Origin of the sequence: Anoxybacillus sp. ST70 (assembly GCF_019553625.1) — a bacterium.
In the GTDB taxonomy this organism is placed as follows: Bacteria; Bacillota; Bacilli; order Bacillales; family Anoxybacillaceae; genus Anoxybacillus; species Anoxybacillus gonensis.
Genome location: NZ_JAHZOF010000003.1, coordinates 90,355 through 105,707 on the forward strand (window position 1 = coordinate 90,355; position 15,353 = coordinate 105,707).

The 15,353-nt window shown below is 41.0% G+C and carries 18 protein-coding genes and 1 pseudogene; 13 read left to right on the forward strand and 6 right to left on the reverse strand.

The window, feature by feature from the left end; genetic code table 11:
* Positions 1 to 98 precede the first annotated feature (98 nt).
* Entirely contained in the window at positions 99 to 347 is a 249-nt protein-coding gene (locus tag K1I43_RS06180; RefSeq protein ID WP_003394452.1) for a ferredoxin, read from the reverse strand.
* A gap of 200 nt (positions 348 to 547) precedes the next feature.
* Between K1I43_RS06180 and K1I43_RS06185 the strand changes: the two genes are divergently transcribed.
* From K1I43_RS06185 to K1I43_RS06205, 5 genes are read left to right on the forward strand one after another with little or no spacing between them, the layout of a single operon-like run.
* Positions 548 to 1,570, forward strand: a complete 1,023-nt coding sequence (locus K1I43_RS06185) for a YpbB family protein (protein WP_019418535.1) — start codon at positions 548 to 550, stop codon at positions 1,568 to 1,570.
* Positions 1,563 to 3,005 (forward strand): RecQ family ATP-dependent DNA helicase, encoded by a 1,443-nt coding sequence (locus K1I43_RS06190; protein ID WP_083842738.1) that lies wholly within the window; start codon positions 1,563 to 1,565, stop codon positions 3,003 to 3,005. Before K1I43_RS06185 ends, K1I43_RS06190 begins: the two co-directional genes overlap by 8 nt.
* Entirely contained in the window at positions 3,002 to 3,592 is a 591-nt protein-coding gene (locus K1I43_RS06195) for a CPBP family intramembrane glutamic endopeptidase (protein WP_019418536.1), read from the forward strand. Before K1I43_RS06190 ends, K1I43_RS06195 begins: the two co-directional genes overlap by 4 nt.
* A complete protein-coding gene (locus K1I43_RS06200; RefSeq protein WP_019418537.1) occupies positions 3,585 to 4,106 on the forward strand; it encodes a LysM peptidoglycan-binding domain-containing protein in 522 nt (173 codons plus the stop codon). The genes K1I43_RS06195 and K1I43_RS06200 overlap by 8 nt, the downstream gene beginning before the upstream one ends.
* Positions 4,107 to 4,166: 60 nt before the next feature.
* Positions 4,167 to 4,604, forward strand: a complete 438-nt coding sequence (locus K1I43_RS06205; protein ID WP_009373730.1) for a YpbF family protein — start codon at positions 4,167 to 4,169, stop codon at positions 4,602 to 4,604.
* Here K1I43_RS06205 and K1I43_RS06210 read toward each other — a convergent pair.
* From K1I43_RS06210 to K1I43_RS06220, 3 genes and pseudogenes are all read right to left on the reverse strand, one after another.
* Positions 4,586 to 5,172, reverse strand: a pseudogene (locus K1I43_RS06210) (manganese catalase family protein). The gene K1I43_RS06205 and the pseudogene K1I43_RS06210 sit on opposite strands and share 19 nt — an antisense overlap.
* A gap of 17 nt (positions 5,173 to 5,189) precedes the next feature.
* Positions 5,190 to 5,450, reverse strand: coding sequence for a spore coat protein CotJB (locus tag K1I43_RS06215; protein WP_009373725.1), 261 nt, complete (start codon positions 5,448 to 5,450; stop codon positions 5,190 to 5,192).
* Positions 5,434 to 5,670 carry a spore coat associated protein CotJA gene (locus K1I43_RS06220; RefSeq protein ID WP_009373723.1) on the reverse strand — a complete coding sequence of 79 codons (237 nt, stop codon included), beginning with the start codon at positions 5,668 to 5,670 and terminating at the stop codon, positions 5,434 to 5,436. Before K1I43_RS06220 ends, K1I43_RS06215 begins: the two co-directional genes overlap by 17 nt.
* A 118-nt stretch (positions 5,671 to 5,788) precedes the next feature.
* On the opposite strand from K1I43_RS06220, the gene K1I43_RS06225 reads away from it, so the two are divergent.
* The 4 genes from K1I43_RS06225 to K1I43_RS06240 all read left to right on the forward strand — a co-directional run bounded on the left by K1I43_RS06225 (position 5,789) and on the right by K1I43_RS06240 (position 8,595).
* Positions 5,789 to 6,163, forward strand: a complete 375-nt coding sequence (locus tag K1I43_RS06225; RefSeq protein WP_019418539.1) for a hypothetical protein — start codon at positions 5,789 to 5,791, stop codon at positions 6,161 to 6,163.
* Between the two features lies 1 nt (position 6,164).
* On the forward strand, positions 6,165 to 6,923 hold the full coding sequence (locus tag K1I43_RS06230; protein WP_009373720.1) for a metallophosphoesterase: 759 nt from the start codon (positions 6,165 to 6,167) through the stop codon (positions 6,921 to 6,923).
* Between the two features lie 82 nt (positions 6,924 to 7,005).
* Positions 7,006 to 7,926: a MerR family transcriptional regulator gene (locus tag K1I43_RS06235; RefSeq protein ID WP_019418541.1), complete on the forward strand. Its 921-nt coding sequence runs from the start codon at positions 7,006 to 7,008 to the stop codon at positions 7,924 to 7,926.
* A gap of 81 nt (positions 7,927 to 8,007) precedes the next feature.
* Positions 8,008 to 8,595, forward strand: coding sequence for a genetic competence negative regulator (locus K1I43_RS06240; RefSeq protein ID WP_009373715.1), 588 nt, complete (start codon positions 8,008 to 8,010; stop codon positions 8,593 to 8,595).
* A 26-nt stretch (positions 8,596 to 8,621) separates the two neighbouring features.
* On the opposite strand, the gene K1I43_RS06245 is transcribed toward K1I43_RS06240, so the two are convergent.
* Together K1I43_RS06245 and K1I43_RS06250 are read right to left on the reverse strand one after the other, a co-directional pair.
* On the reverse strand, positions 8,622 to 9,308 hold the full coding sequence (locus K1I43_RS06245; protein ID WP_019418543.1) for a PIG-L deacetylase family protein: 687 nt from the start codon (positions 9,306 to 9,308) through the stop codon (positions 8,622 to 8,624).
* 104 nt (positions 9,309 to 9,412) lie between these two features.
* Positions 9,413 to 10,630, reverse strand: coding sequence for an RNA-guided endonuclease InsQ/TnpB family protein (locus K1I43_RS06250; RefSeq protein ID WP_116052127.1), 1,218 nt, complete (start codon positions 10,628 to 10,630; stop codon positions 9,413 to 9,415).
* A gap of 320 nt (positions 10,631 to 10,950) precedes the next feature.
* Between K1I43_RS06250 and K1I43_RS06255 the strand changes: the two genes are divergently transcribed.
* The 4 genes from K1I43_RS06255 (at position 10,951) to bioA (ending at position 15,352) form a co-directional block, all read left to right on the forward strand.
* On the forward strand, positions 10,951 to 12,216 hold the full coding sequence (locus K1I43_RS06255; protein WP_006319394.1) for a Glu/Leu/Phe/Val family dehydrogenase: 1,266 nt from the start codon (positions 10,951 to 10,953) through the stop codon (positions 12,214 to 12,216).
* A gap of 69 nt (positions 12,217 to 12,285) precedes the next feature.
* Positions 12,286 to 13,266 carry a YpdA family putative bacillithiol disulfide reductase gene (locus K1I43_RS06260; RefSeq protein ID WP_009373711.1) on the forward strand — a complete coding sequence of 327 codons (981 nt, stop codon included), beginning with the start codon at positions 12,286 to 12,288 and terminating at the stop codon, positions 13,264 to 13,266.
* Positions 13,267 to 13,343: 77 nt separating this feature from the next.
* A complete protein-coding gene (gene bioD, locus K1I43_RS06265) occupies positions 13,344 to 14,012 on the forward strand; it encodes a dethiobiotin synthase (protein ID WP_019417638.1) in 669 nt (222 codons plus the stop codon).
* Positions 13,988 to 15,352, forward strand: coding sequence for an adenosylmethionine--8-amino-7-oxononanoate transaminase (gene bioA / locus K1I43_RS06270; protein ID WP_019417637.1), 1,365 nt, complete (start codon positions 13,988 to 13,990; stop codon positions 15,350 to 15,352). The genes bioD and bioA overlap by 25 nt, the downstream gene beginning before the upstream one ends.
* Position 15,353: the final 1 nt, after the last annotated feature.

Genomic DNA, 15,353 nt, shown 5'->3' on the forward strand with positions numbered 1-15,353 from the left:
TATGTATACTTTTTTATTATAGTCGATTGGACAAGTGGTGACAATGATTGAAAAGAAGAAAAGGGCAAGCTTCAAGTGAAGTTTGCCCTTCGATGCTCTTATTCAAATTTGTTTGGATCGCCATCAAATGGCTCGTCCGCGACTTTGATCGAGTCTGTTGGACAGCCTTCAAACGCATCCATCATATCATCAATCAATACGTCTGGCACTTCCACAATGCCTTGGTTGTCGTCTAATGTAACGTACGCAATGCCTTCATCATCGTAGTCGTAAATATCTGGTGCAGCTGCTCCACACGCACCACAGGCAATACATGTTTCTTTGTCAACAATTGTGTACTTTGGCATACAATGACCCTCCTTAATTATATGGAACCAATCGCTTCATATGAAACGTTGGAAACGTATTCCTCACACTTTTATAATAAATGTGTTCCGACAACTTTTCAATAAAAAACTCCAATGAAAATGCTTATCAGTGCATAGTTTTCCCTCACATCCTTTCGCTTAATCTGGTAAAATGAAAGGGAAAATGGAGTGAATGTTGCATGTTACAACACATCGTTTTGTTTTGTATCGATCGTTTTCGTGGTGATCGGTCACTCGCTGCGATTGACCATTTGCTGAACGGGAAAAAAACGGCGCAAACGCTACAAGATAGCAAGTGGTACAACGCTAGTCGGCTATTTGGAACCGTGCCGATTGATCGTTCTCGGTTGCTTCATATTGCACGCAAATTAGAAGCTAACGGATGGATTAACAAAGTGGATGAGCATATATATCGCATCACTTTAAGCGGAAAAGAGGAGCTTCGTTATTTTGCTTTTCCTCCTTACGTGGATGGGTGGAAATATATGAATGAATCCTCTTTATTTTGGAAACGGCTTTCTTTGCTTATTCAAACGGTCACAAACATCATTCATCGCACACCATTTGAGCCTATACATCGCGATGAGCGCATTCAATCATTTGTAAAGCAGTGGTTGTTTCAACATAAACATATGCAGACGATCGCTCGGTCGCTATATGAAGAGATGTATGAGTTACTCAGCCGTGTAGAAGAAAAAGACGCAAACATTTTTGTTTGGCGGTTGACAAGCCATGCGCGCATCGGATGGACGAACGAACAAATTGCTTATGCGATCAAAGAAGAAGATGTAGCTGTATCGCTATCGTTTCAAAATGTGTTGCATTTTATACTTGAGACGACAGAAAAAGAGAAGGAAACATTTCCGCTTCTCTTCTCGTTACGTGAACAAATGCGCACACAATTAACAAGCTCAGCCCAAAAAACTTGGGAAATGTTAAAAGAAGGATATTCACTAGAACAAATTGCCGAGTTGCGTCGATTGAAAAAAGGGACGATTGAAGATCATGTTGTAGAAATCGCGACATATGTGCCGTCATTTGTGACGATGCCGTTTTTAGATGAGAATAAACGTAAGCGCATTATACAACAGGCACGACAATTAAAAACGAAAAAATTGCGGGCAATTAAAGAAGCATTGCCAGACGTTTCTTATTTTGAAATTCGGCTCGCGTTAGCAAGGTGGGATAAGGAAGATGATTAACATATTAAAGGAGCGATTTGGCTACGATTCGTTTCGCATCGGACAGAAAGAAATTATTGAAGATGTGCTTCATGGACGAAATTGTGTCGCTATGCTCCCGACCGGTGGGGGGAAGTCGCTTTGTTATCAGCTTCCTGGCTACATATTGGACGGTAGTGTGCTAATTATTTCACCGCTCGTCTCTCTCATGGAAGATCAAGTACAACAGCTTAAAAATCGCGTTGAAAAACGTGTTGTCGCACTGAATCGTTTTCTTTCCTATCGCGAAAAAAAAGACGTGCTACATGAATTAGCATCGTACCGTTTTATTTACGCTTCACCTGAAATTTTACAATCTCCCTTGCTCATTGAAGCGCTAACGCGCATAAACATTTCGTTGTTTGTTGTAGATGAAGCGCATTGCATTTCACAATGGGGACACGATTTTCGTCCTGATTTTTTAAAGCTCGGTCTTCTTCGTGAAACGCTCGGCAACCCGCCTTGTTTAGCGCTAACAGCAACGGCAACTCGTCAAGTGATTGATGATATTGTCGCAACGCTTAAACTTGATCGAGTGAAACAGCATATGTACCCACTTGATCGAACGAACATTTGCTTATATGTTCAATACGTTCATACGTTAGAAGAGAAAATGGAAGCGTTAAAACAACTGATCGCTATATTGCCTAAGCCAGGCATCGTTTATGTATCGAGTCGGCAATGGGCAGAAACGTTAGCAAACATGTTACATGGAGATCATCGTGTTGGTTACTATCATGGAGGCATGGATGGCGAACAGCGACTTCTTATTCAACAACAGTTTGTTTATGATCAGTTAGACGTCATTTGTTGTACGAATGCGTTTGGAATGGGTGTTGATAAACCAAACGTTCGCTTCGTTATTCATTTTCATTTGCCGACGCAACCGGAAGCATATTGGCAAGAAATTGGACGCGCCGGGCGAGATGGAAACGAAAGCATAGCGATATTATTGTATGCGCCAGGAGACGAGCAACTCGGACAAGCGATGATCGATGCGGAATTTCCGACAAAAGAGCAAATCGTTTATGCGCTGGACGCTTTACGTCATGGACAGAAAGAGACGGGATTAACAGATGTACAACAACGGCTTCTTTTATATTGGTTAGAACAAATGAATGTTCAAGAAGATGTGAACATATTAGCAAAACAACTGTATGCCCATATCGAGCAAAGAAAAAAAGAAAAAATGAACAAATGGATATTTATGCAACGATGGGTACACGAACAAACTTGTCGCCGGCGTGCGATGCTTTCATATTTTGAACAACAACCACTTCCGAATGAACGTTGTTGTGACCGATGTGGCGCCCATATATACGTAAATGCCCCTGTAAAACATATGAAACAAATACAGTTACGTCCATGGCATGAAGAGCTTCGGGCGATGTTTTCGATAAAGGTGGAAAACAAATGATAAAAAAACAAATGGACATTGCCAATCAAATAAGTGAACAGGAAATAGTATATCACTTGTATTTCACACAAGCGCTTATTTTTCTTGTAGCGCTCGCATTAGGCATATATTTATTTACACCTGCAACATTTTTTGCGATATGGCAATGGGATGTGCGGGAAATATTATTATATGGTGGCGGTTGTGCAGCGCTCGTTCTTTTTGTCGATTTTTTACTCATTCGTTATGTACCTGAACAGTGGTATGATGATGGTGGGATTAATGAAAAGCTGTTTCGTTCTCGCTCGGTTCCGCACATTTTTATCATGACTGCAATGATTGCATTTTGTGAAGAATTGTTATTTCGCGGTGTCATTCAGACGCACGTTGGCTTACTTTTTGCGAGCGTCATTTTCGGTTTATTGCATATTCGTTATTGGAGAAGATGGCTTCTTCTTGTTGCTGTCGTTAGTTTAAGTTTTTGGATTGGTTTTATATATGAATGGACGGGCAATTTATGGGTCACGATTTTTGCCCACTTTCTCATTGATTTTATTTTAGCGTTACACATCCGGTATCGGACAGAAGAGGTGAATAGCGATGCGTGAAGATCAAGCAGAAAATTTGCGTAAAAAAATGGAAAATGTCAATAGGCAACAAGAAAGCGATGAACTTCATTTGCCGCCACGAAGTGAAGTGCATAAAAAGAAAAAAACGAAATGGAAAATAAAACACCCACTCGTTCGTATTCTTGCGCTCTTTTTCGTCTTATTGCCGATTTCGATTTATAGCATATACCATTTAGTTGACAAACGTCCAGTCCAAGTTGTGACGATTGATGACGACAGTTATGAGACCGTTGATGTCGATCAACAAAAAGAAGAGATGACACAACGAAAACCGCTCGAAAATGAAGCAAAACAAGAGGAAGATGGATCCGATGAAACAGAGCCGTCTTTTATTTATCATACAGTACAAGAAAATGAAACGTTATATAGCATTGCAATGAAGTATTATGGAAATGAAAAAGGAATGGACCTTATTAAAGAATGGAACCGTTTAACGAGCACGAAGCTCCAAAAAGGACAAGTATTAAAAATCCCAAATATGAACGGAAAATAAGGTATACACCTCTGCCGATGGACATACAATCGTAGTAAAACACGATCGGTAGGGGTGGCTATGATTTTCCCAATGGAATTAGATGAAGTGACAAAAGTCATTTTACAGCGCATCATCGCTCACAAAAAAGAATGGGACGATATGAAAAAAAGAATGAAGTGGTCGTTCAGTTTATTTTTATTTTCTCTCGCTTTATTTGGCATGTATATATATCAAACAGTTTTCGTTTTACATCGCACGTCTGTGGAGCGATTCGTGATGGCTCTTATTGACCAACGTATTTTTTGGTTTGTTGCATTGATTTCGTCATTTGGCTGGCTCGTCTCTTTTTATAAAAAGAAAAGTGAAAAAGCGGAGCAAGATTTTCATGCACTCCGCTGCGAGCTTATTCAAAAAAGTAGCGAGTTACTTCAAAAAGAAACATGGGAAAACCGACATATTCTTTATGCTTGGCTAAAAGATAAATATGATATTTCGCTTTACCATGAAAATAAATAGCTAGAAAATTTTTTTCGGTCTCGCTCTTCTTTCAATATTTCAACGGCTTCTCGGAATCGTTGTGCATGAATGATTTCACGTTCGCGTAAAAAGCGTAAACTGTCGTTTAAATCGGGATCGTCGCTCATATCAATGATCCATTGATACGTGGCGCGAGCTTTTTCTTCTGCAGCGATATCTTCATACAAATCGGCAATGGGATCGCCTTTTGCTTGAATGTATGTCGCTGTCCACGGCGCTCCTCCTGCGTTATGATAAAATAATGCATGACTGTGGTTCACGTAATGTTCACCTAAACCAGCTTCTTTTAACTGCTCAGGTGTAGCGTCTTTTGTTAGTTTATAAATCATCGTTGCAATCATTTCGAGGTGGGCAAACTCTTCCGTTCCGATATCTGTCAGTAAACCGACTACTTTATCAGGTATCGTGTATCGTTGATTCAAATATCGTAATGCGGCAGCAAGTTCTCCATCTGCTCCGCCATATTGTTCAATTAAATATTTCGCAAGCTTCGGATTACACGTACTGACGCGTACAGGGTATTGTAATTTTTTTCATAAATCCACATGATGTTTTCTCCCTTCCTTATACTTGCCAAGGCCAAGGTGTTTTTGACCAATCCCATGGATATTGGGAATAGCTATTTCCATATTGCTGTAAGGGGCCGAATTGCGTTTCGAACTGTTTTTTTAACTTTCTTCGCTCTAAAGATCGTTCGTTAAATTGCCGAATGGCCTCATAATCGTTCGGATGCGTATTTAAATAAAGCGCTAAGTCAACGAGCACAAAATCGATCGCTTGAAGTTGATGAAGAAGATCATAATACTCTTTAGGCATTTGGTTCATCTGCTCTCCCTCCTTTTTCACGTGCGTTGTAATAAGGATCGTAAAATATTTTCCATAGTGTTCCTTTTTTTAACGCTTCACTTGGCGAAAATTGTGGCAAGTTTGGCGGTTGGAATCCGACATATAAATTTGGAGCTGTGACATATGTTTTTTGAGTGATTGGTGGACAAGGATCGAACGGGCTTGTATATGGGTAATACGTTTTTCGAGTTGTAAACATGAATGCGCCTCCTTTTCATAAACATCATTCATATATATGAAAACATGACATGTCTGTATACACTGTGTCATTTTATTTTTTTATTCATATGTTTATGTTGAGAAAAGGAGGGAGGCATATGTGGCTTTTTTTGATCATCGGTTTGATTTGTGGTTATTTTATGATTGCTTGGACGCCAACGGTGGAGCCATTTGAACTTGAGTTGCTTTTGACTGATATGATTTTTGATCCAATGAAAACATTTTTTGCACTTGTTAGTTTTTTGATCGGTTTTATCGCCAATGCTGTTTTAATTCGCACAGCCATTTGGCAGACGTTACGGGCATGGAAGAAGGAGACGATGAATCGAAAAGAATGTTTTCTTTCGTACAGTGTTTTGGTAACGTTTATAATATTAGCAACCATTGATGTGGAAAAAACGGTGATTTTTTTTCTCTTTTCTTTCGTATATGGTATGATGTCAATGAGTGTATACAAAGAGAGGGAAAATTGAAATGATGTATGTTGTCATAGCGTTCGTTAGCTTCATCATCTACATGTGGATCGAAGCGCATCGCAATCGGGTCATTGTTCAGTCATTATCGTTTCCGACATTTCCAAAAAGCTTTTCTCGGTTTCGTATTTTCTTTATTTCAGATATTCATCGGCGGCGTTTGTCCGAAACGTTCATTCGTTCGTTGAAAGGAAAAGTTGATCTTGTTGTCATCGGCGGAGATTTAATAGAAAAAGGAGTACCGTTCTCACGTGTCAAACAAAACGTCGAATTGTTAAAGCAGCTCGGCCCTGTCTATTTTGTTTGGGGAAATAATGATTATGAAGTAGATTACCATGAATTAGATGCCTTATTGCTTGAAAGTGGTGTGAAAATATTAGATAATACCGCGGTTATATTTGAAAGTGAACAAGGTGATCGCATCGCTTTGCTTGGTGTGGACGATATGAATAAAAGGCGAGATCGGCTTGATTTGGCGTTAAGTGATGCAGGCGATGCGGCGTTTCGCATCGTTGTTAGCCATGATCCGCGCATCATGCAAAAAATAAAGCCAGAACATAACATTTCTCTCGTTTTAAGCGGACATACGCACGGTGGGCAAATTCGTTTTGGTCCATTTGGCTTATATGAAAAAGGGCGTTTACAAAACGTGAATGGGACGATGCTACTTGTTAGCAACGGATATGGAACAACGACGCTTCCGCTTCGTTTAGGTGCGCGTGCGGAGACACATCTGATCGAATTAGAACATAAAAGTTAAGCAAAACTTATACAAATTTTACACACCTCCCTCCTGTTCGCTATAATGTTGACAGAATGATGCGAAAGATGGAGGATTTTATATGTCAACGCAAGAAGGAAAATATAATGTCAAAGCCGTATCAAACATGTTAGGGATTCAGCCTGGGACATTGCGAGCATGGGAGCGTCGCTATCAAATCATCGCTCCACCGCGTAACGAAGCTGGGCATCGGCTATATACGGAGGAACAAGTCCAAATATTAAAATGGCTTGTTGATAAAGTGAATCAAGGTTTTACGATTAGTCAAGCCGTTTCTCTTTTAGAACAACAACCTTCAGAAGTGCGCGTGCAAGCAGAAGATCATGTGACAGGGCTTCGCGAACGTTTGTTGCAAGCACTTTTATCGTTTGAAGAGTGGACAGCGCATGAATTGCTAAATGAGGCGTTTAGCTTATATACGGTTGAAAAAGTGGCACTCGATATATTAAGTCCGCTTCTTGTACGAATTGGGGACTTATGGGAAAACGGAAAAATTACGAGTGCACATGAACATTTCGCCTCTGCTTTTTTACGTTCAAGAATTGGAATGGCGTTTTCGATGTTACCGGTAAACCGCTTGCTGCCGAAGACGATTTCTGTCTGTGGACCGAACGAATGGCATGAACTTGGGCTGCTCATTTTCACCTTATATTTGCGTCGAAGAGGGTACGAGACGATTTATTTAGGGGCAAGTATTGACCAACATGATTTACCTATTGTCATTGATGAAGTGAAGCCATCTTATATATTCTTATCGTGTACGTTACAACAAAACGTACAGGCGACGCTACAACTTGTCGATCAATTGAAACAAACGTATCCATCCATTCGTATTGGAGTAGGTGGACGGGCATTTGACGAAGTGGATGAACAAATGAAAAAAACGTACGGTGCTCATTTTCTCGGACAATCAAAAGAACAATGGGACGAATGGCTAAAATCGAATGAAAAATACTTGTCTAAAAGGGAGAAAACGATGTAAACTCATTAGTAATATGACGAACGTTTTTATGCGTTCGTCATATGCTAACAGTAAAGTCTGTGTAGGTAAGGAGGGATGTTTATGCGGCTTGAACGCTTAAACTACAATAAAATTAAAATATTCCTCACATTTGACGATTTAGTCGAGCGCGGTTTAACGAAAGAAGATTTATGGAAAGATACGTTCAAAGTGCATGAGCTATTTCGTGATATGATTGAGGAAGCAAGTGAAGAGCTCGGCTTTGAAATTAACGGGTCGGTCGCTGTGGAAGTGTACTCTTTACCGGCACAGGGGATGGTTGTCATCGTAACGAGCGAAGGTGAGATGACAGATGAGGAAGATGAGTTTAGCGATGATTATATTGAAATGCAAGTCACGCTAGATGAAAGCGATGATATATTTTTCGAATTTCAAACGTTTGAAGATGTCATTCAGTTAGCGACGCGTCTCTATTCGCTCGGTTGCCATGGTGGCTCGCTTTACAGTTATGAAGGACGCTTTTATTTACATTTTGCTGAATCTGTCATTCAAACAGATAACTTTGTTGCCATTTTGGCTGAATATGGTAGTCCGTCCACATTAACGATTTATCGTGTCGAAGAGTACGGGAAAAAATTGATCGCAAATGAAGCGATCGCCCACATATATCAATACTTTGTGAAAAAATAACCTTCGCGTATAAGCGAAGGTTATTTTTAAAATGGGTAAGGTGGTTCGCTTTCTTTTGACCATGCGCGGATGAAGTATTCGCGATTTTGAAACTTATGAAACGAATCATGATGAACAGTTGGAAATACACGTTCGACGGATAAATGTTGCGTACGGTGCACAAGCAACGCTTGCCGCACTTTTTTTGCCTCTTCATCTGTAAACGTGAAGACGATATCAATGTTTTCAATCGGATCACCGTAGCGATCCGGACGACCGACGACAGTCACGTAATAGAGCTGTTCTACGATATGATCCATTGCTTTGACCGCTTGATACGTTGCCCGTTGAATCGCTTGATGGTCTCGATGACCGGAAATGCCGTGTGGCGGAAACGTAACGACAACGGACGGTTTATACTGTTCAATGATATGACAAATCGAATCGACAAGTTGTTCTTCATATTCAGGCAGCTTTCCATCTGGATATGTACCAGTAATGACATGATCGACGCCTAAAATAGCTTTCGCCTGTTCTAATTCTTTTTTACGTACGTGAGGTAATTCTTCTTTTGTACAAACCGGTGGATTCCCACATTTTCCTGCATCGCCAAGCGTCGCGCTATATACAATGGTTTCTACATCTTCACGTTTCGCTAATGAGGCAAGCAACCCTCCAACAGTAAACGTTTCGTCATCCGGATGTGCAAAGCAAAATAAAATTCGTTTTTTCATTTTTTCGCCCCTTTCTATCGGTACGTTCATTAGGTTATCAATTTTATTAAAATCATAGAATAATGATAAAGATTTTAATAAAATTGTTTATCCGTCCACGTCGTTTAAGCGACATGTACTCGGATCGGGTGTAACCCCACACCCACTATCCCATTGGCAAACGCCTTTGGGAATACTTTTCTCATGATGTTGTATGCCCCATTGACATCTGCGTGGATGAACGTTCCGTTTTCAGATTGAAACAGTCCACGCTTGATTCGTTTTCCTTTGTATTCCTTTTGTTTCTTCATTTCTTCCATGTCTAAAAAACTGCATTTCGATGTATAGCTTTCTTCTGTCACGACGACGCGAATGCCATGCTGTACCGCTTTGTACTGCAACTGATGAAGAAACGTTTGATACGGAATGTGAACGAACGCTTGATTCGTACGCTTTCCGAGATGGACTTCACGCTTCCAATCTTTATTCATCCCCACCACAATCGTATCGCAGTCTAAAGACAGCGCATGTTTGATGACAAAGGCACTCGCTTGGTGCATAAAGTTTTCTACGATGCGGTTTCGTTTTTCTGTCATTTTGCTCATTCGTTTTGTCCAATCGAGTCCATTCATCTGTTTCGCTACTTTGCGATAATGGCTCATCTGTTTGTTGTAGTATTGATTGGCGGATTTTAGACCTTTACCATTGATGACGATCGGTTGTTTCCCCACATTGTTCACAATGGTTGCGAAGTTATCTAATCCTAAATCAATACCGATGTATCTGTTGTGATCTTGTTTTTGCGGTGGAATAGGGATTTTGTAAACGACTTCGATGATGATATGGCGGTGTTTCGGAATGAATCGGACTTGTTGTAGCTTCCCTTTGATGTTTGTTTTTAACCGAAACCCTTGGAAACAGGCAGGAAACGTGATGTGTTCATCGACGACTTTGCATGATTGATTCGTTAGCACAAGTACATATCGTCCGTCTTTTTTGAGATATTTGGGCGGTTTCGGTCTGCCTGTATATTTGTCTTTGTTTTTTGTCCAATCTTTCATCGACTTAAAAAATGATTGCCAATTTTGATGCAACATTCTTAACGTTTGTTGGGCACATTGAGCCATTGGCATCGCTCGATAGTCTGTATCCATCCCTTCTGTTTTCAGCAGCTTGTCTAGCTTGTTGTAAGAAAGATACGTGCCGTGTTGAAAAAACGTTTGCCTCACTTGATAGTTGGCGAAGTTGTACAAGTTTTTTGACCGAAAACAATACTCGTCGATCATCGGATAATACGGATGAGTGGCGCAAATCATATGCCTTTCCACTCGATTCGCCATCATGATCGTTGTTCACCTCGCTCTCTCTTTTACTATACATGTTCATCAGAGAGCCATGCAATAAGATGTAAAGATAATCACAAAAGAAGTGGGATCTCAAATATATTTTATCAAAATGTTTAATATATTTTTATAATTATATATTTTTATGATTGAATGAAAAAACAGAACCATATCGCTTTCGTATAATGATGTGAATGATCGATTTTTTGAAAACGATTACAAAAAATCAATAAAAACTTCTTTGCATATGCGCATAGAAGGTGTATACTATGACATGAAGGGCGGACAATATTTTACAAAAGGTCATGGGAGGTTTACAAATGGTAGCCGAAAAGCATACCAACGAAGAAAAACATGATGTCTTACGAGCGACGCAAATCGTCATACATAGAGCGCTTGAAAAGCTCGGATATCCTGAAGAAGTATACGAGCTGTTAAAAGAGCCGTTGCGCATGTTAACGGTGAAAATTCCGGTGCGCATGGACGATGGCTCAGTGAAAGTGTTTACTGGCTACCGTGCACAGCATAACGATGCGGTCGGTCCAACTAAAGGGGGTATTCGCTTTCACCCGAACGTAACAGAACGCGAAGTGAAAGCACTTTCCATTTGGATGAGTTTAAAATGTGGCATTGTCGATTTACCGTATGGTGGTGGAAAAGGCGGAATTGTATGTGATCCTCGTACGATGTCATTCCGCGAGTTAGAGAGACTCAGTCGTGGTTACGTTCGCGCCATTAGCCAAATCGTCGGTCCAACAAAAGATATTCCTGCGCCCGATGTGTTTACAAATTCACAAATTATGGCGTGGATGATGGATGAATATAGCCGCATTGATGAATTTAACTCACCGGGATTCATTACCGGAAAACCGCTTGTATTAGGTGGTTCACACGGTCGTGAAACGGCCACAGCCAAAGGGGTTACGATTTGTATTCGTGAAGCAGCGAAAAAGCGCGGCATTGACTTAAAAGGCGCGCGTGTTGTTGTGCAAGGATTTGGAAATGCTGGAAGTTATTTAGCAAAATTTATGCACGATGCGGGAGCAAAAGTGATCGGCATTTCTGATGCATACGGCGGTTTATATGATCCAAACGGTCTTGACATTGATTACTTATTAGATCGTCGCGACAGCTTTGGTACGGTGACGAAACTATTTAAAAATACAATTACAAATAAAGAGCTGCTTGAATTAGATTGTGACATTTTAGTTCCAGCAGCGATTGAAAATCAAATTACAGAAGAAAATGCGCACAACATTAAAGCGAAAATTGTCGTTGAAGCCGCAAACGGTCCGACGACATTAGAAGCGACAGAAATTTTAACAGAACGCGGAATTTTAATTGTTCCTGACGTCCTAGCAAGCGCTGGTGGAGTCACCGTTTCTTACTTTGAATGGGTACAAAACAACCAAGGATATTATTGGACGGAAGAAGAAGTGGAAGAAAAGCTTGAAAAAGTGATGGTCAAAGCGTTCAATAACGTATATGAAACGTCGCAAACACGTCGCGTTGATATGCGTTTAGCTGCATATATGGTCGGGGTGCGGAAAATGGCGGAAGCGTGCCGTTTCCGTGGCTGGATTTAATATTTGCACGAATGCGAAAAATCTCCTATCATTGTATGATAGGAGATTTTTCATTGAGGTGAGCGTCAAGTGAAAAAAGAACAAATCATTATTGTTGGTGGAGGACCGTGTGGATTAGCTGCTGCGATCGCATTGCAAAACGCGCACTTTTCACCGCTTGTCATTGAAAAAGGAAATATCGTGAATTCCATATACCACTATCCGACACATCAAACTTTTTTTAGTTCGAGTGACCGTTTAGAAATTGGTGGCGTGCCGTTTATTACAGAAAATCGAAAGCCGAAACGGAATCAAGCTCTTGCTTACTATCGTGAAGTGGTGACGCGGAAAAACATTCGCGTTCATGCGTTTGAAAAAGTAGAGCGTGTCACGAAGCAAGCGGATGGAACGTTCATCGTTGAAACGAGCAAAGATACGTACGAAGCAACGTATGTCGTTATTGCGACAGGATATTATGACAACCCAAACTATATGAACGTGCCTGGGGAACATTTGCCGAAAGTGACGCATTATTTTAAAGAAGCACATCCTTATTACAATACAGATTGCGTCGTCATTGGTGGAAAAAACTCAAGCGTCGATGCAGCATTAGAACTCGTGAAAGCAGGGGCGCGCGTCACCGTATTATATCGCGGCTCACAATATTCTTCGAGCATCAAACCGTGGATTTTGCCCGAATTTGACTCGCTTGTACGCCAAGGGGTCATTCAAATGGAATTTAACGCCCATGTGCAAGAAATTACGGAAGACGCGGTTATTTATCGCGTTGGCGATGAAGTGAAGTCAATCAAAAACGATTTCGTTTTTGCAATGACAGGATATCACCCTGATCATCATTTTTTAAAGAAAATGGGCGTTCATATCGATGCTGAAACAGGGCGGCCGATGTATCATCCAGAAACGATGGAAACGAATGTGGAAGGTATTTTTATTGCCGGTGTCATTGCCGCTGGAAATAACGCGAATGAAATTTTTATTGAAAACGGTCGCTTTCATGGCGATCTAATTGCTGCGTGTATCGCAAAAAGAGAGGGAAAAGTGTCCGAATAACTTTCGGACGCTTTTTTTTATTGTTTCTTTTTGTTAACTATCGTAAAATATAAGTTAACAAAAAAGGAGGGAAGAGGATGAGAGGATTTTTTATTACAGGTACAGATACAGATGTAGGGAAAACATTTGTCACCACTTGTATGTTGCGCACCCTGATCGATAAACGTATACGTGCAACGGCTTATAAACCTGTTCAAAGCGGAGCGCAATGGAAAGAGGGAAAATGGATTGCACCTGATGTGGACATGTATCGAAAAATCATCGATGTCACCGATGAAGAAGGATGTACATATGTATTGAAAACCCCTTGTTCTCCGCATTTAGCTGCTCGAATCGATGGGGTAACTATAGAGCCGGAACGGATTGTGGCGCATATGCAAAAGCTGCAACAAACGTATGATTTCGTGCTTGTCGAAGGGGCGGGAGGAATTGCTGTTCCGATCGTTGACGAATCATTTCTCGTTGCTCATTTAGCTCAATTGTTATCGCTTCCGCTCATTATCGTTGCGCGAGCGAGCGTCGGAACGATTAACCATACGGTGTTAACGGTACAATATGTGAAAGCGTTTCGTTTGCGCATTGCTGGCATTATCATGAACGGCTTTTCTACACCGAAAAATGAAATCGAACAAGACAACATACGGATGATTGAAACGATGACAGGTGTTCCGGTGATTGGTGAAATTCCACATATGCCGAACGTTTCTTATAGTGACATTGTATGGAGAAAGGAATGGTGGCAATGAACGAGTGGGTCGAAAAAAGCAAAACATACTTATGGTTGCCGTTTACGCAAATGAAAGATTATGAACAACATCCGCTCGTCATTGAAAGCGGGGAAGGAATTTTTTTAACAGATGTGAACGGAAAAACGTATTATGATGGATATTCATCACTTTGGCTCAACGTGCATGGACATCGCAAAAAAGAAATTGATGATGCGATTCGCGCCCAACTTGAGCAAATTGCCCATTCGACGCTTTTAGGTGCAGCGAATATTCCTGCGATTGCATTGGCAGAAAAATTAATTGAATGGACGCCAAGTCATTTGACGCGCGTGTTTTATTCAGATAGCGGAGCGGAAGCTGTAGAAATTGCGCTCAAAATCGCCTTTCAATATTGGCGAAACATCGGAGAACATAAAAAACAAAAATTTGTCACATTGACAAATGGGTATCACGGAGATACAGTCGGCGCCATTAGCGTCGGGGCGATTGATCTTTTTCATAACGTATATGAACCGCTCATGTTTACAAGCTATAAAGCGCCGTTTCCGCTCGTCTATCGCCATCCGAGCAACGATCCAAACGTTGTGCGCGATGAAGCGTTGCACGCATTAGAAACGTTACTCGCCGAACGTCATGAAGAAATTGCTGCGATCATTGTAGAAGGGATGATTCAAGGAGCGGGCGGCATGCATATTATGCCAGCGGGGTATTTAAAAGGAGTTGAACAATTATGCCGCCGTTATGACATCTTATTCATTGTCGATGAAGTGGCCACTGGATTTGGACGAACGGGAAAACGATTTGCCATTGAACATGAAGACGTGAAACCGGATATCATGACCGTTGCAAAAGGAATTACAGGTGGCTATTTGCCGATTGCCGCTACGTTGACGACCGAAACGATTTATGAGGCGTTTTATGGCGATTATACGGAGTTTAAAACGTTTTTTCATGGACATTCTTATACAGGAAATCAGCTTGGCTGTGCCGCTGCTTTAGCAAATATACAAATTTTTGAGCGCGAGCGACTCATTGAACAAATAGAGCAAAAAGCTACATTCGTTGCCGAACAGCTCGCATCTTTTACTGAACTGAATCATGTCGGTGATGTGCGACAGCTTGGGCTCATGTGCGGCATCGAGCTTGTGCGCGATCGACATACACATGAACCGTATCCGTGGACGGAACGGATGGGATATAAAACAACGTTAAAAATGAGAGAAAAAGGGATGTTAACACGTCCGCTTGGCGATGTGATCGTCTTCATGCCGCCGTTAGCGAGTACGTTTGAGCAGTTAGAGGCGATGATTGCGATCATGAAAGAGGCGATTATTGAAACGACAGAAAAAAGGGGCTAAT